This window comes from Kitasatospora sp. NPDC032121, assembly GCF_055580145.1.
In genome coordinates this window covers 34,218-52,935 of the sequence record NZ_JBVILX010000017.1, presented here as the reverse complement: position 1 = coordinate 52,935, position 18,718 = coordinate 34,218, and the positions used below count along the sequence as shown (strand labels likewise).

21 protein-coding genes are annotated in these 18,718 nt (G+C 70.3%); 8 read left to right on the top strand and 13 right to left on the bottom strand.

What is annotated here, in order from left to right:
- Nucleotides 1–97 precede the first annotated feature (97 nt).
- The 6 genes from ACZ5OX_RS31235 to ACZ5OX_RS31210 all read right to left on the bottom strand — a co-directional run bounded on the left by ACZ5OX_RS31235 (nucleotide 98) and on the right by ACZ5OX_RS31210 (nucleotide 4,498).
- Nucleotides 98–280: a hypothetical protein gene (locus ACZ5OX_RS31235; protein ID WP_465634637.1), complete on the bottom strand. Its 183-nt coding sequence runs from the start codon at nucleotides 278–280 to the stop codon at nucleotides 98–100.
- Nucleotides 281–408: 128 nt separating this feature from the next.
- A complete protein-coding gene (locus ACZ5OX_RS31230; RefSeq protein ID WP_465634636.1) occupies nucleotides 409–1,062 on the bottom strand; it encodes a DUF6000 family protein in 654 nt (217 codons plus the stop codon).
- Between the two features lie 21 nt (nucleotides 1,063–1,083).
- On the bottom strand, nucleotides 1,084–1,674 hold the full coding sequence (locus tag ACZ5OX_RS31225; RefSeq protein WP_465634635.1) for a hypothetical protein: 591 nt from the start codon (nucleotides 1,672–1,674) through the stop codon (nucleotides 1,084–1,086).
- Nucleotides 1,675–2,416: 742 nt separating this feature from the next.
- The gene (locus ACZ5OX_RS31220) at nucleotides 2,417–2,626 is read right to left on the bottom strand and encodes an IS3 family transposase (RefSeq protein WP_465634633.1); all 210 of its coding nucleotides are present in this window, start codon (nucleotides 2,624–2,626) and stop codon (nucleotides 2,417–2,419) included.
- Nucleotides 2,620–2,877, bottom strand: a complete 258-nt coding sequence (locus ACZ5OX_RS31215; RefSeq protein ID WP_465634632.1) for a hypothetical protein — start codon at nucleotides 2,875–2,877, stop codon at nucleotides 2,620–2,622. The genes ACZ5OX_RS31220 and ACZ5OX_RS31215 overlap by 7 nt, the downstream gene beginning before the upstream one ends.
- A 268-nt stretch (nucleotides 2,878–3,145) precedes the next feature.
- The gene (locus ACZ5OX_RS31210; RefSeq protein WP_465634630.1) at nucleotides 3,146–4,498 is read right to left on the bottom strand and encodes a tetratricopeptide repeat protein; all 1,353 of its coding nucleotides are present in this window, start codon (nucleotides 4,496–4,498) and stop codon (nucleotides 3,146–3,148) included.
- A 131-nt stretch (nucleotides 4,499–4,629) separates the two neighbouring features.
- On the opposite strand from ACZ5OX_RS31210, the gene ACZ5OX_RS31205 reads away from it, so the two are divergent.
- Complete coding sequence (locus tag ACZ5OX_RS31205) at nucleotides 4,630–5,076, top strand: hypothetical protein (protein WP_465634629.1); 447 nt, start codon at nucleotides 4,630–4,632, stop codon at nucleotides 5,074–5,076.
- An 89-nt stretch (nucleotides 5,077–5,165) separates the two neighbouring features.
- Here the strand turns inward: ACZ5OX_RS31205 and ACZ5OX_RS31200 are convergent, their stop codons facing one another.
- Both ACZ5OX_RS31200 and ACZ5OX_RS31195 read right to left on the bottom strand, forming a co-directional pair.
- Nucleotides 5,166–5,525, bottom strand: a complete 360-nt coding sequence (locus ACZ5OX_RS31200; protein WP_465634628.1) for a hypothetical protein — start codon at nucleotides 5,523–5,525, stop codon at nucleotides 5,166–5,168.
- Nucleotides 5,526–5,693: 168 nt separating this feature from the next.
- Nucleotides 5,694–6,869 carry an SGNH/GDSL hydrolase family protein gene (locus tag ACZ5OX_RS31195; RefSeq protein WP_465634772.1) on the bottom strand — a complete coding sequence of 392 codons (1,176 nt, stop codon included), beginning with the start codon at nucleotides 6,867–6,869 and terminating at the stop codon, nucleotides 5,694–5,696.
- Nucleotides 6,870–7,612: 743 nt separating this feature from the next.
- Between ACZ5OX_RS31195 and ACZ5OX_RS31190 the strand changes: the two genes are divergently transcribed.
- The 4 genes from ACZ5OX_RS31190 to ACZ5OX_RS31175 all read left to right on the top strand — a co-directional run bounded on the left by ACZ5OX_RS31190 (nucleotide 7,613) and on the right by ACZ5OX_RS31175 (nucleotide 10,847).
- Nucleotides 7,613–9,088 carry a hypothetical protein gene (locus tag ACZ5OX_RS31190; protein ID WP_465634627.1) on the top strand — a complete coding sequence of 492 codons (1,476 nt, stop codon included), beginning with the start codon at nucleotides 7,613–7,615 and terminating at the stop codon, nucleotides 9,086–9,088.
- Between the two features lie 110 nt (nucleotides 9,089–9,198).
- A complete protein-coding gene (locus ACZ5OX_RS31185; RefSeq protein WP_465634625.1) occupies nucleotides 9,199–9,597 on the top strand; it encodes a hypothetical protein in 399 nt (132 codons plus the stop codon).
- The gene (locus ACZ5OX_RS31180; RefSeq protein WP_465634624.1) at nucleotides 9,594–9,989 is read left to right on the top strand and encodes a hypothetical protein; all 396 of its coding nucleotides are present in this window, start codon (nucleotides 9,594–9,596) and stop codon (nucleotides 9,987–9,989) included. Before ACZ5OX_RS31185 ends, ACZ5OX_RS31180 begins: the two co-directional genes overlap by 4 nt.
- A gap of 234 nt (nucleotides 9,990–10,223) precedes the next feature.
- On the top strand, nucleotides 10,224–10,847 hold the full coding sequence (locus ACZ5OX_RS31175) for an SMI1/KNR4 family protein (protein WP_465634622.1): 624 nt from the start codon (nucleotides 10,224–10,226) through the stop codon (nucleotides 10,845–10,847).
- A 476-nt stretch (nucleotides 10,848–11,323) separates the two neighbouring features.
- Here ACZ5OX_RS31175 and ACZ5OX_RS31170 read toward each other — a convergent pair whose 3' ends face one another.
- Entirely contained in the window at nucleotides 11,324–11,527 is a 204-nt protein-coding gene (locus tag ACZ5OX_RS31170; RefSeq protein WP_465634621.1) for a hypothetical protein, read from the bottom strand.
- A 159-nt stretch (nucleotides 11,528–11,686) separates the two neighbouring features.
- Nucleotides 11,687–11,839 (bottom strand): hypothetical protein, encoded by a 153-nt coding sequence (locus ACZ5OX_RS31165; protein ID WP_465634620.1) that lies wholly within the window; start codon nucleotides 11,837–11,839, stop codon nucleotides 11,687–11,689.
- Nucleotides 11,840–11,876: 37 nt separating this feature from the next.
- On the opposite strand from ACZ5OX_RS31165, the gene ACZ5OX_RS31160 reads away from it, so the two are divergent.
- Complete coding sequence (locus ACZ5OX_RS31160; protein ID WP_465634618.1) at nucleotides 11,877–12,050, top strand: hypothetical protein; 174 nt, start codon at nucleotides 11,877–11,879, stop codon at nucleotides 12,048–12,050.
- A 438-nt stretch (nucleotides 12,051–12,488) separates the two neighbouring features.
- On the opposite strand, the gene ACZ5OX_RS31155 is transcribed toward ACZ5OX_RS31160, so the two are convergent.
- Nucleotides 12,489–13,055 (bottom strand): Uma2 family endonuclease, encoded by a 567-nt coding sequence (locus ACZ5OX_RS31155; RefSeq protein WP_465634617.1) that lies wholly within the window; start codon nucleotides 13,053–13,055, stop codon nucleotides 12,489–12,491.
- Between the two features lie 337 nt (nucleotides 13,056–13,392).
- Here ACZ5OX_RS31155 and ACZ5OX_RS31150 point away from each other — a divergent pair, with 337 nt between their 5' ends.
- Nucleotides 13,393–14,088, top strand: coding sequence for a phytanoyl-CoA dioxygenase family protein (locus ACZ5OX_RS31150; protein WP_465634616.1), 696 nt, complete (start codon nucleotides 13,393–13,395; stop codon nucleotides 14,086–14,088).
- Between the two features lie 141 nt (nucleotides 14,089–14,229).
- On the opposite strand, the gene ACZ5OX_RS31145 is transcribed toward ACZ5OX_RS31150, so the two are convergent.
- Together ACZ5OX_RS31145 and ACZ5OX_RS31140 are read right to left on the bottom strand one after the other, a co-directional pair.
- Nucleotides 14,230–15,090 (bottom strand): alkaline phosphatase family protein, encoded by an 861-nt coding sequence (locus ACZ5OX_RS31145; RefSeq protein ID WP_465634615.1) that lies wholly within the window; start codon nucleotides 15,088–15,090, stop codon nucleotides 14,230–14,232.
- 35 nt (nucleotides 15,091–15,125) lie between these two features.
- Nucleotides 15,126–17,243, bottom strand: a complete 2,118-nt coding sequence (locus ACZ5OX_RS31140; RefSeq protein ID WP_465634614.1) for an alpha-galactosidase — start codon at nucleotides 17,241–17,243, stop codon at nucleotides 15,126–15,128.
- Between the two features lie 171 nt (nucleotides 17,244–17,414).
- Between ACZ5OX_RS31140 and ACZ5OX_RS31135 the strand changes: the two genes are divergently transcribed.
- A complete protein-coding gene (locus ACZ5OX_RS31135) occupies nucleotides 17,415–18,572 on the top strand; it encodes an ROK family protein (protein WP_400667009.1) in 1,158 nt (385 codons plus the stop codon).
- Nucleotides 18,573–18,718 lie beyond the last annotated feature (146 nt).

The following is an 18,718-nucleotide window of genomic DNA, read 5'->3' as shown; positions in this document are numbered from 1 at the left end:
GTGTCGAGAGCACTTGAACAACTGGGTGCCCCAAACCGAGGCAACGACGAACGACGCTCCGCACAGCGCCGTGTGGGCGGCGAGCCGCCGAATACGGTCAGGCGGCACAGGACCACTCCACACCGCCGAAGCTGATCCAGCCCCCGAACGACCCAGTCGCGTTCCAGACCTCCAGGTTGCCGTTCGGCTGGAGGAAGAGCGTCGCGACCGCCGGGTCGGCGGCGGAGACGGTGAAGACTTCGCCGACCCTGGGGCGCAGTGAGGTCGACCGCGGCACCATGAGCGCCGAGCGCCTGTCATCGAGACTGAACGCCTACGCCCGCGACTGGTCCACCGCACCGCTACCGGCCGGGGTACGGCACGGCACCACCGAGGCCCAGCAGGGCGGGGTAACGGTGGCAGCAGGCGTTAGCCGAGGCTGCCGCTGTCTCCGGGTTCGGCCGTGAGCGGGGCGTCCGGCCACGGCCACTCACACCAAGCGTCCAGGCTGTGTCGCTGAGCATCTGCCGTCCATGCGGGATTACCGCGTAGGTGCGGCAGGGCCTCTACCCACCGATCCCACGGACCGTCGACAGCAGTGAAGCGTTGCGCGTAGTCGGTGCCCAGTAGGCTGTCCAGCCGGAGCAGGGCGCCCAAGGCAAGTGGCTGGTCGTAGCGGCGGTCGAGTTGCGGTAGATACCGGGCGAGGTACTCCGTGAGGATCTGGGCATCCTCGGTTGTGCCGAACCGGGCCAGCGCGAAGCAGTAGCCCTGACCGGCGTACGTCAGCTCGCTGGCCAGTAGGAGCTGCCCGATCAAGCTCCGCCGCTCGGTCCGCCTGGCCACCCCGGCCAGCCAGGAGCCAGTCAACCGTGAGCGCCATTCATAGCCGAGGAGCGCACTCAGCTCTTCGGCATTCACCGAAGCGGCATCCGAGGAGAGGGCCTCAGCGAAGTTCGACCGCTCTGGCTCGTCCAGCCTGAAGAAGTTGCCGCCCAGTAGCTCCAAGTACCGTTGGCCGGGCGTGACATAGCGCGCCAGCACATGTTCCTGGCCGGCCTCGCGCGGATGCCTCATGCTCATCGGGCCATCCTCTCGAAGCCCTCACGCCTTCAGCCGAGCGGGGCACGCCCTGCTCGGTATCTTGGGGCAGGATTCAGTCGGTCCACCTGACTGGGTTACCGTGCAGATTGCCGTCTCCACAGGGCCAGGCGCCGGGGGCAGGTGGGCCGAGCGGGTCTGAAAAAGCAGCAGCTCGTTGTCCAACGCGAAGGCGACCTGCCCGGTGTCGAGCAGCAGGGTGCGGCTCATGACGTTTCGGGAGTCATCGGTCGCAAAGTACTCGTGCTGCCCCAGGCTTGAGTCGATGGCCAGGAGCCTGCCGTCCCGCCAGAACACAGCGGTGCCCGCACAGTCCAGCGCGGGGTAGGAGGTGTAGTAGCCGGTCAGCACCGGACCGTCTACCAGTGTGCCTATATCGGTCAGTTCTCGGAACCTTGAGCGGGACGGGAGACGGTTTTCCAGTTCGGGCCCCCGAACCGCTCCGGACGCATCGACCAGCATGGCTCCGTGGCTGTTCCACTGCGCGACCTGAGCGCCGTCGCGGTCGTAGCGTGCGGTGCTGAACTCCCCGTAGCCCTGCGAGCCGATCAGGAACCCCGCTGGCCCGGCAATGGCTTTCCGGCCTGCCGGCAAGGGCTTCGTCGACGCGACGATCCCGCCGCTCGCCAGGTCAAGGAAGAAGGTGACGCCGATCCCCCTGCGAGTCCACGAAACTCGCGGCCACTCTGTCCCCGGACACCAACAGCGGCTCCCAGTGATCGACGTCGACCTCCTGCGGAGTCCATGGCCGCTTCGGGCGCACCTCCCAGCCCGTATGGACTCCCGCCTCGACCACACCTGAGTGAGAGAGCGCCAAGACTGATCGGTGACGACCACACGCACCGGCCGTCGCGAGCGTACCGAGCCACACGGGGTTCGCGGTACGGGGCGCCGCCACGCTGGAAGGGAGGAGCAGCGACCCAGGAGATGCAGAACCCGTCGTCCAGCACCACGAAGGCACCGATCTCCTCGCCAGCATCGCAAGCAGGGACAACTATGCTCCGGGTATCACCGTCCGGGCCGACTTCTTCCAGCACCGGACCGCCATCCCCAGGCCAGGCCAGCCACATCACTCCTTGCTGGGAACCCCGAGACCGCGGACGCCCGGTGCCTTGGAAGGTCCGCTGCCACAAGAAAGCTCCCGAAAGTCCACAGCAGTCAGAACCGTTTCGAGGATGTCGCTGCCGTAACTCGTCACGTACAGCGGACCCGCAGAATGGTGGGCTGACAGACTTTGCACCTGGCCGGGCATGGCTATACGCGTAGGAACGGTCACGGCTCCGCATCATGCCGCATTTGAGCTTCCCCCGTTGAGCGGGAGGTGCTGATTACCTGGTCAGGGCGGGTGTGGGTGGTTCGACGGCCACTGATTCGGCCGTCGCCTGGTCGGCGTGGTACTTGGCCTCGTATTCGTCGGGCTGAGCCAGCCGAGGCGTTTTTGGATGCGGCGCGTGTTGTAGGAGCCGTCGATGTAGGCGAATAGGGCCAGGTCGGCGTCGGTGCGGGTCTCGAAGGCGGTGCGGCGCACGCACTCGGTCTTCAGCACGCTCCAGAAGTTCTCCGCCAGGGCGTCCGGGCCAGCTCCGGGAACCAGCTCTTGATCAGCTTTCCCCAGTCCGCCTCGCTCATGGGCGGCCCACCCGGGGCCATCCCGGACGCCTCCGCCGGCGCCAGATACTTCCTGATGGTCTTGCGGTCCACCCCCAACGAGGCCGCGAGCTGGTTCTTCGACCGGCCCGCGTACCAGTGGACGTAGATCTCGACGATGTCGACCACGGTGAACGTTCTCCTTGCCATCCAGAGTGTCCGTCGACCTCTCGGCCTGTCTGTCGAGGGACGGTGACGACTTCGAGACGGTCAGGACCCTCAACCCGGCTCGGGGATGCCCAAGGGGAACCTGAACGATTCGGATGGAACGGTCACTCGCAGGTCGAACCACCTGATCTGGGGTATTCGAGGCTTCCGCCGTGGTCAAGTTTCCCTTGGGGAATCGTGATCGCGACCCTGGCCAATTCCATGACCACGAAGCCTCAGAAGTGGGGGAAATCGCTGACCGTTCACAACCTCAGAACGGAGGCTCGTCGTGCCACTGGACGGGAGCCGGATCGGGCGTCCGGGGACGGTGCTGGTGTAGGGCGGCCAGGGCGTCGTCGGTGCGGCCGAGGTCGATGAGGTAGCCGGCCAGGGCGCGGCGGTTGGCGGGGGCGTGCGGTTCGAGGACGGCGACGGCCTCCCCTATGCGTCCGGCGTCGGCCAGGAGCTCTGCGATGTGCTCGGCCGTGTACCAGGTGTTGCCCTCGGGATGAGCCCGGGCCTGCTCGACCGCCGCGTCGGCACCTGCGCTGGCGGCGATCAACGGCAGCCGCATCCAGAACAGGTCCCACCTCTCCTCGCCGCCGCGGCGGGCCCTGAGGTCGTCGAGGTGGGCCAGGCCGTCCCCGGCGCGGCCCTGGTCCAGGCACAGATCGGCCAGGGCATGGAGGATCCAGTCCTCGCCGGGACGGGCGTCGGCCTGGGCCCGCATCACGTCGATCGCCTCGCCGCCCCGGCCGTGCCGGGCCAGGAGCCGAGCGAGATGGAAGGCCGCGTTCGGGTCCTGAGCCGCAGGCTCGGCGGCCTGCCGGTACACGGCGATCGCGCCCTCGACGTCGCCGTGCTCCTCCAGCAGCTCCGCCAGCCGCTGCGCGGCGTCACCCAGGTCCTCGGTCGCCGCGTAGGCTCGCAGGTCCTCGATCCGGCCGTGCCGGGCCAGCAGGTCGGCCATCTGATCGCGGCCGTTGACCGAGGTGGTCTCCCGGCGGCGGAGCAGGGCGACGGCCTCGTCGACGCGGCCCTGGCGCTCGCGGATCGTCGCCAGCAGACCGATCGCCGTGTCGAGATCGAGGCCATGCCGACACCACGGGCCGTCGCACCGGTGGTCGGCCCGGACCTGGGAGTCGAGCAGCGCCGCGGCCTCCTCGTCGCGGCCGGCGACATCGGCGACGTCGACCAGAACCTCGGCGAGGGACCAGTTGTCGACGTACGGCACCAGCAGCGTGAACGCCTCCCCCGCCCGGCCGTTCCGGGCGAGAAGACGGGTATAGGACTCGAGTGCCATCGGGTGCCCGAGCGCCATCCGGGCACGGGTCAGCTCGATCGCCTCCTCGATCCGGCCCCAGCCTTCCAACAGCCCAGCGGTGGCCTCAACGGCCGTCCACCGGCCGGTCGCGAGATACGGGCCCAGCGCAGCCAGCGCCTCGGCCTGCCGGCCCCGCTCACCCAACAACCGCGCCCACTCCCGGGCGCAGAACCACTCCCCGCTCCGGGCCTGCTCCTCCACCACGGCGGCGTGCCCGCGCTCCAGCAGCCGGGAGACCAGCTCCGGCGGGATACAGCCGGACTGTGTGCGGGTTTGGCGTTCGAGATCGGTGGCGTCCACGGACAGGCACCGTAGCCCCCATCCCTGACACCGAGCGCCGGTCCGGCGGCGACGACGGCAGACCGGCCCGGTACCGTCTCGGCATGCACGCCGATCCCCCCGACCATGAGTCGCCCTCCAGCCTTGGGGCCTTGTCCGTCGAGGACCTCATCGACCAAGCTGCCGACACCGCCGTACGCACCGGTGATCCCGCCGCCGTCCGAGCCCTTCTCGACGAACTGGACTGGCGGGACGCAGACGCCCTGTTGGAGGGAGCCCTGGTCTGCCTGGCGGTGCTCTCCAGCCGGCCGGTCTACGGCCGGCTGGACGAATACGCCGGCGTCGCCCGGCTGCGCCAGGCTGCGACCGCGACGCTGGATCCGGTGACGTCGATGGTGCTGGAGCTGCTGGCCGTTCACCGAGAGTTCGGTGTTCGGGCGGCTCGCCTGGTGTGGGAGGAAGCCGACGAGCCGGTGCGATCGGTGGCGTTCGTCCAGCTGCTGGTCACTATGTGCGCTGCCGTCGGGACGGAGAGCGGTCGGCTGTCCGCGCCCAACACGGTGCGGTTGGTCAAGCAGTTGGTGATCGGCGCCCGCTGACGGCCGGCACCCTCGGGTGGTTGGGTGTGCCGGGTTCGGACGACCGACGTGATCCAGCTCAGCGGAGAGTTGGCTTCCCCTCGCGGCTATCAGGGCCGAAGTCGCTGTGTCTGCGGGTCATAGCAGTTGAGGCCCATTGACGAGGCCACTTCCGCCGCGTAGGCGGACGCCTCCTCGGCCATGCTCCAGCGCATCGGGAAGTAGATCAGAGGGCCACTTGCCTCTCCGATCAGCGGACCGGTCGACCAGGGCGAGATGTCGTCCTCATCCTGGGTGAGATCGGGCCATCGCTCCAAGAGCGCGGCGGCATAGGCCGCGATTCGCTCCGCCGGAGGGACGTCAGGCCTGCCCGCGGCGATGTACTTGTTATACAGATCGGTGAAGCGCTGGCCTGCGGCAGCGTCATCTGCCGGCCGCTCGCCTTCCCAGACAGCAAGGTTGTAACTCATGGGCGAAGCCTGCCATCCCGCACCGACAGCATCACCGACGGAACAGACAAACTGAGACCGGGGCCAGGTGGCCCGCCGGCCTGGGGTGGGGAAGAGCGAAGGGGAGGTCGGGCGGGGGTCTGCCTGGCCGTTCCTCCTATTAGGCGGGCCGTCATCCGCCGCTGTCGGTCATGCCCGGTGGGTCGTCGGCCTCGCGGGCGAGGGGGTGTGGAAGGGGCCCCCGGCGGCGAAGGCGTGGGCGGCGAAGCGTTCGCCCATCCGCCGGTACGCGGCCGCCGAGGGGTGCAGCCCGTCGGGGAGGTCGTCCACGTCGGCAGGGCCGAGCAGCGCGCGCCCGTCGAGGTGGTGCAGGTGGGGGTCGTGGGCTTGCCGCACGGCCACGATCCGTGCCAACTCGTCCCGGACCACCTGGAGCGACAGCGCCCCGCGGGCCAGCTCGGCCGATTCGCCCAACGCGGTGATCCTCCCGTCCGGCCCGACCGAGGTCGGGCCGGGGCGCGTGTCGAGCGCGGGGCAGCTCACCGGGGAGATCACCAGCAGCGGGGTGTCCGGGTGCCCGTCGCGGATCGTGTCCAGGAATCCGTGCACCGCGGGGCCGAACGTCCGCAGCCGGAACGCGGCCAGGGCCACGATGTTGATGCCGGTCTTGAGGCTGATCAGGTCGGCGGGCAGGTCGCGGATCGTCCGGGCGACGTAGGGGTCGAGCAGGGCGTTGCCCGGCTGGCTGAGGTTGGTCACCTCCACACCCCCGAGCGACGCCGCCACCACGGGCCAGGTACCGGTGGGCCCGTCGGCTTCGAGGCAGTGGCTGATGGAGCTTCCGTGGTGCACCCAGCGGGGACGGTCGTCGGGCAGCGGTGCCAGGACCTCGCCATCGGCGCGCAGCGCCACCAGTTCGGTGGGGGTCTGCTGCGGCAGCCACAGCTCGATGTCCTTCATGCCGGCCGGCAGCCCGGCGAAGCGCACCGCACCCGGCTCTCCCGGAGTCAGCCGCTGCTCGGCCCCGGGGCCCGCCATCCGCACCACGTGGCCCAGTGGCGCCCGCCGGCGGCCGGCGAGGACGCCGTCCACCGTCAGGTCCAGCATCCCGGTCGGCCGGGGCTCCGGGTCGCCGTCGAACTGCCCCGTGGAGGTGAGGACCTCCAGCTCGAGCACCCGCGCATCGGTGCGGAACACCAGCCGCACCCCCGACGGCATCACCGTCGTCCCGTGGACGGACGGGTCCTGGTACTGCTCCTTGGTCCACGCCGGCAGCCGGCGGGGCAGCACTCCCGCCGGCGTCCTTTCCAGGTCCAGCGCGCCCCGGATCTCCACCGGCCCGCCCACCAGCGGGTACTCCCGCATCGCCACTGTCACCGCTCCTCGTCCTCGGGGCCCCTCCCCGAACCTACTGCCCCGGTTGCCCGCCGGGGCCCGGGATCAGAGGATGCGCAGGAAGTCCTCGAAGGCCTTGGTGAAGGCCTCTGGGCGCTCCATGCCGAGGTGGTCGGGCGTGCCGACGGCGGCGTCGGCGCCGTCGACCGCTTCCGTCGTCGCCGCCGATCGGCGCGACGAGGGAGTCCATGACCTCGGGGCTGGTGCGTAGGGTCAGGCGGTGGGTGGCGATGACCTCGGCGACGGCGGCACGGTCGCCGATCAGGGAGGAGTCGAGGGCGGGCGGCCAGGGCCTGCTCGAAGGCCTCGCGGTCGCCGGGCAGGCCGTAGCGGGACAGCGCGGTGCGCAGCTCGTGCAGGGTGGCCGGCCGGGGTGCGGCGGCGTCCTGGTGGTCGGGCTGGGTGGTCACCTGGTCCTCCTCGGTGCAGAGGGCCGTCGTGGTGCTCCAGGTACTGGTTGGGACGACTCTGCCAGGCCAATCTCAGGAACGGGTGGCGAAGCCGCGCGGTTCGTGGAGGGGATGCGCACAGGGCCCCTGGGCTGGTGTGGTGAACGGCTCGGCCCACGCCCGTGTGGGTGACGGTCGAGCCGCTTTCGGTGCCTGTGGCGATGCCCTGGGGGATTACCGCGGTGGCTGGCGCATCCCTCGAAGCGGCCGTCGTGATTGTCGCCTGGCGGCGTCGCATGGAAGCCCGCCTGGCATGCTGGCCGCATGGATGACGACGCTCTGACTCCGATTCACCTCGACAAGGTGATGGACGGGTTGGCGATGAATTCTGCCCTGCCAGCTCCTATGGTCCGGCGACTGTTCGCATGGCGGCGGGGCATGGGGAAGGTGGCGAAGCGGCCGGACCTTACCGAGGACATGATCGCCGAGATGCTCGCGATCGACGACCACTGGCTCCTGCACAGCCTGGCGCTCAACGACCGGCTGCCGGACCAGTTCCGCATCCGACTGGCCGCCCATCGGGACGGGGCGGTGCGGGCCGCGCTCGTTATCCACGCCGCCACTGCACCGAGGGAGATGCTGGAACAACTCATCAACGATCCCGATACACGGGTCCGTGAGTACCTGGCTCAGGGCCATCACACGCCGCCCGACCTCCGGGCCCGTCTCGCCGCCGACTCAGACCCCGCGATCCGCGCCACGCTGGCGAAGCACTGGCCGCAAGCCCCGGAGGCGGTCCGCCGGATCCTGCTGACCGATCCCGAGGCCAAGGTCCGCGCTGCGGCCTGTTCGACCTACTACACGCACCGGCCGCATCCGACACCGCCCTCGGACCTACTGCCGGCGCTGTTGGCGGACCCGGTGACTCGGGCGGGCGCGGTCATTCACGCCGCTCTCGACGCGGACACCCTCCAGCGGCTCGCCGCAGATCCGGACAGCGAGGTTCGCGCTGAGCTCGCCCGGCATCCTGACCTTCCGCCGCCGGCCCGCGAGGCCCTCGCGGTCGATCCGGCCTTGAGCGTCCGTGTGAAGGTCTTCGCCCGGCCGGACACGCCCGAGCACGTGCGGGCGCAGATCCACGCCTCGGTCCACGAGCTGTCGCGCTCGACGGCTGATCCGGACCCTGACGCGGACGACGAAACGGTCCTGCAGTGGTTCCGGAACGAGTTCGCACCCACGGAACTGCGGATCCTGCGGCTGCCCTGGGTGACGGCCGATCCGCTGCCGCACATCGACTCGCCCTACGTCAGCTTCCGAGTCTCCGCGGCCGCCAGCAAGGCCCTTCCCCCCAACGCGGTGGCCCGACTGCTTGACGACGAAGAGGAGATGGTCCGCCTCACCATGGCGTACACTGCCCCGCACCTGGTCGATCTCGCGACCGCCGAGAGCATCGAGCGCCGCTACCGGCCCCGGCGGGACAAGTTCACGTTCTGGTGGGACGAGAAGGAAGTCCTGACGTTCCCGTCGGCAGCCTTGCGCCGCTTCGCCACCGACCCTGAGCCCCGGCTCCGCTCCTTTGCACCCCGCGATCCGGATCTGCCCTCGGAACTCGCCGAGAAGCTGGCCGCCGACCCCGAAGACCGTGTCCGCCGCGCGGTCGCGCCCCACCGCAACCTCCCGTTCCAATCCCTGCTCCGCCTGCTCACCGACTCCTCGGAGCGCGTCGCAGAAGCCGCCGGCTCCTCACCGTTCCTTCCGGTCGAGCACATGGAGTGGCTGCTGAACCGGGCGGGTCTGTAGCCGCCAAATCGGGCGTTCGTTCGGGCGCTGCCGGTGGTGTTCGCATGATGTGCGAACGGAGCTGGCGGAGCGCCTGACGGGTCCTCTCCTACGTTGGAGATGATGGAGCGGTGTCTCTTCGCTACTTCAATCAGACCGGCTGGACTGCCATTTTTAACGGCACCGAGACCGAGACCGGCCGCACGGTGCGCGTGGAGGGCTGGGACCCGGGAACCGGAACAGCGCTGGTGGTTGACCCCAAAAGAGGCGCCATGCGCCTGGTCACGGATTATGAGGACTTCTCCCACCTGGAGCGGGCTGACCAGGTCGTAGCCGCGGTGCCCGGTGGAGGGTGGAGGGCTCACTGGACAGATCAGGGTCCAAACGGAACTCCTCTCACCGAGCAGGTCCTGGCCTGGCTGATCACATCTCAGGGCCGAGCAACAGCAATCACGGTCGACGCCTACGGCCACGTCGACGACGCCGACAGCGCCGACACCTTCATCCCGCCGGGTAAGGAACTGGAGTGACCTTGGGTCCGGATCGCGCAACGCCAACACCGACGGAACTTCGTTCCGAGGCCGAGTGGGACGGCCCCTACTATCGCGTTCGAACCGATGGTTTCGAGGCTTTCTTTCTCCCGAACCCTGATGAGGTACTCGACGAGGTCTGCAACGTCGATGCTGAGGTTCGCCTCCCCGATGGCTCTCGCTGGAGTGCGACGATCTTCACAGTCGCCGAGGTCAGCCGGTTGATGAAGAGGTGGGAGGAGACAGGCGAAGCGGCAGGTGGTCGGTGCTTCTGGTGCTCGGACGGCCTGATTGTTCGAGATCCCGGCATCCGGGAGATGGTGATCGTGATCGCCGAGCTGCTTTCGTCCGAAGAGTTCGAAGGGGCTTTCCACCGTCTCGACTCGGTGTGAGCTCCGATGCTTCATGACTGTGCATCGCGAAACGTATTGAGGCCGAGGCCACTCACTGCAGCGCCGAGCCGCAGCACAGGGGCGGGGTCGACACGGACGACGTCGATGGCCCGGACGGTGCCGGGCCGCCCTGCCGTCGGCGGCTCGGGTTTTGTTCACTCCTTCTGCTCCCGACCAGGGGAAAGCCGAGGGACGCCCGACCGGTCTGTCGGTGCGCGGTCCTACGGTCCCGGTGTGACCGATACTGACACCGCAGCTCTCACCGCGGCCTGGCAGCACTTCAGCGCCTGGCTGGCCGCCCATTCCCCCGACGACCATGCGGCCCTGCGCCCGCCGGCCGACGCCGGGCGGATCACACATCTGGAGGAAGGACTCGGTTTCACCCTGCACCCCCAGCTGCGCGCCCTGCTCGAACTGCACGACGGCGTCGCGCAGCCACCCGACGGGGAGACGTACCCCGCGGGATCCTTCCTGCCGCTGGGACACCGGCTGATCCCCACAGAGCACATCCTCACGCGCCACCGGGAGTTCGCCGAGGTGCTCCCCGGGGAGACCTTCGGCCCCGAGAGCTGGCGCGTCCTAGTCAGCCACGCGCACTGGTGGGTACCCATCGCGCTGCCGAACGACGGGGGCCTGCTCTTCGTGGACCACCTCCCCGGCCCCGTCTACGGGCACGTCTACGAGATGGGCCTCGGCTCAGGCGACGCCGCTGGCAGCCTCTGGGCCACCGGCCTCGCGGACATGTTCACGGCCCTGACGGACAGCCTGACCACCGGCCGGCCGTTCCACCACTTCGTCCCGGACACCCACCGGCACGCCCCCGGACACCACCGCATCGGCTGGCGGGTCGTGCTGTAGTCCCGTCGGGACGGCGCACCGGGGTTCCGGCCCGGGCGGCGGGACGGCGACCGAGGCGAGGACGGCCTCCGCGAAACGCCGCGGGCCTCAGCCGGTGGCCGGCTGCGCCAGCGCGGGGTGACCCGCTTTTGATCCGCCGTCCGTGGTACTCGTTTCCCCGTTGCGACTCTCGGTGCACTGGTCGTCTTCCCCGCCTACGCGGGATCAGCCGGAGGCTGCGTGCCCACCGATCCGCCGTGGCTCGTCCTCCCCGCGAGCGCGGGGTCAGCCGCCCAGCGCGAGCTGGAGAAGCGGCGGGCGCATCCTCCCCGCGCGCCCGCGGGGGTCAGCCGGCGGCCGGCTACCGGACGGTGCGGGCGTTGTCCACGGACAGTAGCCCGTCCGTGTAGGCGGACAGCTTGTGCTCCCTGTGAGCGGGCAGTTCATCTCCCTGCGCGGTATGACTATTGGTCACCCGGTTGGGGCGTGGTGGTGGGTCAGGAATGGAAGCCCTGGCCGTATTCCTCGCGTGACAGCGTGAAGTCGTCCGGGCGGTCGCGCCGGAGTTCTTCGTAGCGTTCAACGAAGACGTCCAGTGCCTTGTGAAGCGTGCAGTTGCGTGCTTCTCGGATCGCCTTGAGGGCGAAGAATGTCCGATGCTTCAGGATGTCGCGATCGACGCTTTCGGGCAGCTGTTCCACGAGCCCAGCAGCGTAGTGTTCGGAGACCGGGGAGCGCCCGCTATTAACGGTGAGGGGGCCAGGGACCTTCGGCCCCCAGCCCCAGTCCGCTTGGAGCCAGAGCCCCGGCTCCGTGATCTTCTCTGCACTTGTGCTTGAGCGCTGGTCGGGCTGGGGCTGTCAGCGCTTGTGGTGGAGCTCGGGGTAGGTGCGAAAGTCGAAGAAGCGCAGGCCTTCAAACTCGGCCGTGGACTCGATTTCCTGCAGAGTCCAGGGGCGGTCGGAGTAGTCGTCAGTCGCGACGCCTCCGTGCTCAAGCAGCAGTGTGACCATTTGGTGGACCTCCGCGGTTCCGTCGATCCGCCCGGAGATGTCGATCTGGACTGCCCGTCGGGTGGTGACCGAGGGCCGCTTCGACGGCCGCCACGTCGTCGGGATCCCAGTCGGAGAAGAGGTAGCCAGTCTGCTCATCGTCGATGTCGATGTAGAGGCTGCCGGCCAGAACCCACGGCCTGCGCTGCTGCGGCAGATGCCGATCGAGTGAGGCGACGGTCTCAGCTCGCTCACCTGTAGGGAAGACGAACACGGTGCGCATGGGTGGAGCGTAGGTGGTGCAGATTCTCCGCGGCCATGGATATTCAGAGCTGTCGCGGATCCGTCGCCGCCGTGGTGGTGCGCGTGGCGATGTCGGCGAAGGTCGGCATGCCCAGGTTGACGGCTGTCGAGCGGCGGATGAGAAGGTTGTCGAGCTGCGCAAGCTTGGCGTTCGCCGCTGCCAGGCTGACCTTGAGCCCCTCGGCTTCGCCGCCCCAGCCTTCACGTTCGGCTTCGACGATGCGGGCGATGAGGTTGCGCGGAGGTCCACCAGCCGCGGCCGGGTCAGCCCCACGTTGACCGTCAGCCGCCCCCGCTGTGCGCGTCCTCCCCGCATCTGCGGGGGTCAGCCGGCTGCGGCTTGAGAGGAGACCCTACCTGTCTGTGTTCAGAAGCCTGCGGTGTCCAGTTCGAGGCTCAACGGGGGCGGGAGCTGCAGCGGTGTGCCGAAGGGATGTGGGCCTTCGACCCGGGTGTAGCCGAGCTGGCCCGGCTGGGAGAAAAGGGTGCAGGTACGTTCCTGGCGGTCGACCAGGAGGTACACGGGAGCGCCGAACTGCGAGTATCGCCGGCGCTTCGCCGTCCGGTCGGTCTCCCCGTTCGATGGCGAGGTCACCTCGACGACGAGCACGGTCTGGTCGGGTAGCAGCGCCCCTTCGGTCTTCGCGATTTCCGCTGGCACGACGGCCAGGTCCGGGACGTAGTAGTTCGGCGTTCCGGGCAGGTCGAGGTTTCCGGAACCGGCACGCAGCCCGAGTTCGCGCAAACGGGGCCCGATCTGCTCGCGGATCAGGTCGACGGCGGTCTCATGGGCCCAGGAAGGTGACACGGGGGTGATGACTCCCTCGACGATCTCGACACGGTCACCCGCAATGTGCTGGATCGCGTATTTCAGCGCCTGCTCTGGGTTCGGCACCTGACTGTAGTCACCCGGGCTGGCATGCGCCGTACTCATGTGCTGCTCTCCTGTCCGGATCTCAGTCCTCGGGCTGGCTCCCGTCGGTTAGGGGCGCTCGAGGGATCTGCGGCACCTAGGAACGTTACTAGGAGCTGCCATGCGGCGTGAACGGCGTGCCGGATCGCGTGGGCCGTGACCGACTGGAAAGCGGTCCCGTCCGCGAGCTGGCCACCGGTGGCCCCGACTGGCGCCGCTCGGCCCCGCGCTCGCGGGGGTCAGCCGCGGCCCGTTCGACCCGTCCGGGCGCAGCGCAGGTCTTCCCCGCCCCCGCGGGGGTCAGCCGGCGGCCGGGCAGAGGTACGACGAGATCCGCGGTCGGAGCGTGCGCTCGTCGGTGGACTTCGGCGCGTGGGTCTCAGCGCTGACCCCGGATGAGTTGGCCGAGCCGTTCACGTTCGTCGTCGATGCCAGCGGGGTGCTGCGGCTGGCTCCGCGCCGCAGCGAGCACGTGGTGTGCGCCGGCGGTGAAGAGGTCCTGAGCGCCGGTGAGATGAGCACATGGGGTTTTAGGTTTCCAGCCAGCGGGGTCGGGTTTCGTCGATGCCGAGGAGTTCGAGCAGGTCCGCCGGGGGCCCGGGGCCAGGCGTTGCACCAGGACAACTTCTACCTCCGCGTCGAGCGCGGCACCTGTGTCGCCGCCTGGCTGGCGATCGACCGGGCCGACCGGGCCAACGGCGGACTGGAAGTCGTGCCCGGGACACACCGCATGGACCTGTTCTGCCCCGAGGACGCCGACGGCACCGCCTCCTTCACCCGCGAATACGTGCCGCCACCGCCGGGCCTGTCGCGCCACCCGGTCGACATGGACTCCGGGGACGTGCTGTTCTTCAACGGCAGTCTGGTGCACGGCTCGCAGCCCAACACCACAGCCGACCGGTTCAGGCGAAGCTTCATCTGCCACTACACCGGACGCTCGACCGAGCGCATCTCGGCGTGGTACCCGACCCTGACGATGGGCGGGGAGCCGGTCGAACTGCCCGCATCGACGGCTGGCGGCCCCTGCGGCACCGAGGAATCGGGCCCGCACTGACGCCGGGCTACCCCCACGCTCACCCTCGTCGGGGGAGGTTGCTCGGACGAGTCCGATCGGCCGGACGAGTAGTCCGCCGCGGAGTGGCGCGCGTCTGACGGCGCCACCGTCGAACGCCGCAAGGAGCCCGGCCCGCAGGAATCAGGCGGTTCGCGGTGTGAGGGTGGGGAAGGGCCGTCCGTCGAGCGTCCAGTGCGGGTCGGGCGCGATTCCCAGGGCGGCGTAGACGTGGGCGGCGACATCGGCGTGGTGGAGGCTGTCCGGCCTGGTGGAGGGGGTGAGGCCGGGGCCGCTCGCGGCTATCCAGGCGGTGCGCTCCAGCGGGCTCCGGCCGCCGTGGCCGCCTTCGTCGCGGTGGCCGTGGTCGGTCACCGCGATGACGGTCCACTCCTCGGCCCGGGCGTCGGGCCGCTCGCGCAGGGCGGTGAGGAGCTGTCCGAGGCGTCGGTCGGCGGTCTCGATCGCGCGGCGGTACTCGGGGCCGCAGCCGAGGAAGTGGGCGGTCTCGTCGACCGCGCCGAGGTAGACGAAGGAGGCGTCCAAGTCCTCGCCGGAGCTGAGTGCCCGCACGGCTTCGGCGGTCACGCTCCGGTCGCACTCCTCCCAGGCCTGCGGGGAGTCCTCGCGCGGGGCGATGTAGGCGAGCCGGCTCGGGGCCGCGAAGACCGGGCCGCCCTGCCGGGCCAGGAACAGGGGTTCCCAGCCGCCGGCGGCGAAGGTCCGCAGCCCGTGTTCGGTGGCGAGCCGGGTGGTGAAGTCGGGGAACACCCCGAGCCGGTTTCCGGTGAAGTTGTTGCCCCAGACGCCGTGCTTGGCCACGCCGACGCCGGTGACGATCGTGGTCCAGCAGGGGCCCGACATGGTCGGGGTGCTGTCGTCGACGTGGACGGGCGCGAGGAAGCCGGCGTTCGCGAGCCCGTCGAGGTGCGGGGTGTCCAGCAGCGGCAGCAGGTCGAGGCGGACGCCGTCGATGCCGACGACCAGGACGCGGGGCGTGGCCATGTGCGCGGGTCCTTCGTGAGGAGGGTGGCGAAGGGTCAGATCGTCCGGCGCAGCCGGATCAGGCGGCTGGCGTAGTCGCCGGCGGGCAGCCGGAGGTCGATGCCCCGCCGGGTCAGGACGGCACCGCTGTGGGTGGTGCCCTCGTCGACGTCGAGGTAGCGGGCCGCCGGGTCCAGGGCCGGCAGGGCGAGGCCGGCGGGCTGGTGGCCGAACCGGGTCGCGGGGCGCCAGGCGAGGACGGCGTGTTCGGCGCCGTCCTGGGACGCGTAGTGCACGGCCGTCACTCCTCCGGGGCCCGTCAGGCGGTGCTGGCGGCCGTGCTGGACCAGGGGGCGGATCTCCTTGTAGCGGGCGACGAATGCGGCGGCCTCGTCGAGGTCCTCCTCGGACCAGGCGGTGAGGTCCGCGCCGAGGCCGAGCGCGCCGGCCATGGCGACGTGGAAGCGGAACCGCAGAGGGGTGGTGCGGCCGGTGGCGAGGTTGGGGCTGTCGGTCACCCAGGCGGCCATGGTCTGGGCGGGAAAGAGCTGGCTGAAGCCGTGTTGGATGCCGATCCGGTCGACGGGGTCGGTGTTGTCGGAGGTCCAGACCTGGTCGGTGCGGGCGAGGATGCCGAGGTCGGCCCGTCCGCCGCCGCCCGCGCAGGCCTCGATGCGCAGGCCCGGATGGTCGGTGCGGAGGCGGTCCATGATCCGGTGGACGGCGCGGGTGTGGTCGATCCAGAGCCGGTCGGGGTCCGGGTGGCCGGCCCAGCCGGCTTCGGTGACGACCCGGTTGGCGTCCCACTTGAGCCAGTTGACGTCGTTCTCGCGCACCAGTTGGTCCAGGGTGCGGTGGGCCCAGGCCTCGACGTCGGGGCGGGCGAAGTTCAGCATGAGCTGGTTGCGCAGTTCGGTGGCGTCCCGGGTGGGGGCGTGGACGACCCAGTCGGGGTGGGCGCGGTGGAGCTCGCTGTCGCGGTTGACCATTTCCGGCTCGACCCACAGTCCGAAGGCCATGCCCAGGCGGTGAACCTCGTCGGCCAGTGGGCGCAGCCCGTCCGGGAACGCCTCGGGCCGGGGTTTCCAGTCGCCGAGGCCGGCGCGGTCACTGGTACGGCCGCCGAACCAGCCGTCGTCGAGGACGAAGAGTTCGGCGCCCAGGCGGGCGGCCAGTCGGGCCAGGCGCAGCTGGCCGGCCTGGTCGACGTCGAATCCGGTGGCCTCCCACGAGTTGTAGACGACGGGTCGGTCACGCTCGGGGTCGGGCAGGACGGCGGTGCGCAGGTGGGTGTGCCAGGCGCGGCTGGCGCCGCCGAAGCCGTCGCGGGTGTGGAGGCCGGCGAAGACGGGGGTGTGCAGGCTCTCGCCGGGCCCGAGGGTCCAGGTGAGTCCCTCGTGGCCGAAGCCGCCGGTCCAGGTGGTCCGGCCGACCGGGTCGCGGTGCACGGTGATGCGCCAGCTTCCGCTCCAGGCCAGGGCGGTGCTCCAGACCTCGCCGTGTTCCTCGTCGGCGGTGCCGTCGTCGAGGGCGAGCCAGGGGTTGGCGTGGTGGCTGGTGACGCCGCGTCGGCTGGTGAGCACGGTCTCAGCGACCGGGAGCCGGTCGCGGTGCAGCTGGAACTCGCTGTTCCAGCCGCCCACGAGGTGGCTGAGCCGGTAGTCGGGCAGGGCCGGCGTCGTCCAGGAGGCCGAGTCCAGCCGGTCGACGCTGATCGGGCCCGCGTCGTCGGCACCGGTGTGGGTGAGTTCCACCCATCGTTCGATGACGTCGCTGTCGGGGCGGACGCGGTAGCAGAGCTCGGCGGCCAGCGGGTAGCGGCGGTCCGCCAGGCGCAGGCGCAGCTCCCCGCCGTGGACCGTGTGCCCGGTGAAGGACCACTGTGCGCCGCGGGTGCCGTCGGCGAATCGCACCTGGAGGCCGGCGGGCCCGAACCGCGCACCGGTCTGCGGGGCCAGCTCGTCCGGTGCGGGGTCTGCCTCGAAGCTGCTCGCGGCGGGTGAGGCGGCCGCCGGCAGTCCACCGAGGGCGTCGGTGTCGAGCGGTGCCCCCCAGTGCAGATGCCGGGGGCTGCCGTCAGCGCCGATGCGTACGGCGTAGACGCTGTTCGGGGTCCGTAGGACCGCCAGCCCGCGGGCGGGGTCGAAGGAAGCGGATGAGGACGTGGTGGGCACAGGAGGTCCTGAGGGGTGTCGAGCGACGCTGGGGGTCGGACGCGGACCGGAAGCGGCCGGTCGCCATGGTGAACGACGATGGAAACGCCCGGAGTTGGGCCAGAGCGTAGGACCGCCCGGAAGGGAAATCAATACTGGACGAAGTTATTTATTTACCGGTAGGTTGCGGCCGTGTTTCCAAACCACTCGCGGCCACTGGTCACCGCACCGGCCGAAACCGCCGTCCTCGCTCTGCTGTTGGCCGAGAGCCCGCTCAGCCGGGTGGAGCTGGCCCGCCGGACGGGCCTGTCCTCGACCGCGGTGACCAAGGCCGCGCGACCACTCATCGACGACGGCTACCTGCACGAACTCCCCCCGGAGCGCACCGCTCCGGGGGCCGGACGTCCCGTCAACCCGCTCGCCGTCACTCCCGACCGGGAGTTCTTCGTCGGTGTGAAGATCAGTGCCGACACCCTCTTCGGCACGGTCTGCGACCTGCGGGCCCGGATGCGTACCACCGCCGTCCGGCCGCTGGGCGAGCGCGACCCTGCCGCCGTGTGCGCGCTGCTGACCGACCTCGTCGGTGAACTCCTCGACGCGAGACCCGAGTACCGGGCCCGCACCCGGCACCTGGGCATCGCGGTCTCCGGCGACGTGGACCGCCCCAGGGGGCGCGTCCGCTACTCCGTGCTCCCCGGCTGGCGCGACGTGCCGCTGGCGGAGACCGTCGCCGCGGCGACCGGCCTGATCGTCACCGTGGAGAACGACGTCAAGGCCCTCACCGCCGCCGAGCACTGGTACGGGGAGGGCATCGGCACCGAGTACTTCGCACTGGTCACGATCGGAGCCGGGATCGGCTCGGGGATCGTCGTCAACGGTGAGCTGGTCACCGGCGCGTACGGGGTCGCCGGCGAGATGGGGCACATCAGCATCGACCCGGTCGGGCCGCGGTGCCACTGCGGCCAGGTCGGCTGCGTCGAGGCCGTCGCCTCCAGCGACGCCATCCTCGCCACCGTCCGCCGCGCCACCGACGACCCGGACCTCGACTTCGACGGTGCCGTCCAGCTCGCCCGCGGCGGAGAACCCGCCGCCCGCGACGCCTTCGCCCGGGCCGGCCGCGCGATCGGCACCGGCATCGCCACCCTGGTCAACCTGCTCGGCCCCGAGCGCGTCGTCGTCACCGGCGAAGGACTCGACACCTACGACCTCTTCGGAACGCACATCAAGGAGGCCTACGCCGCACACTGCTTCAAGGCGGCGGCGAGGTGCCCGCTGACCCTGCGTCCACTCCCCTGGGAGGAGTGGGCCCGCGGAGCCGCCGTCGTCGGCATCCAGGCCCTCCTGCCCTGAAGGGCCCTGGCGAACCGCCACCACGCCGCCCCGGGCAACCGGGGATCCGCCGATCACCAACCCGAGCCTCCGGCACGACCGATGTCCGGCACCGCCTGCCAGCCGTGAACGTCGGACACCGGCCACGCCGGACAACCACCCACACC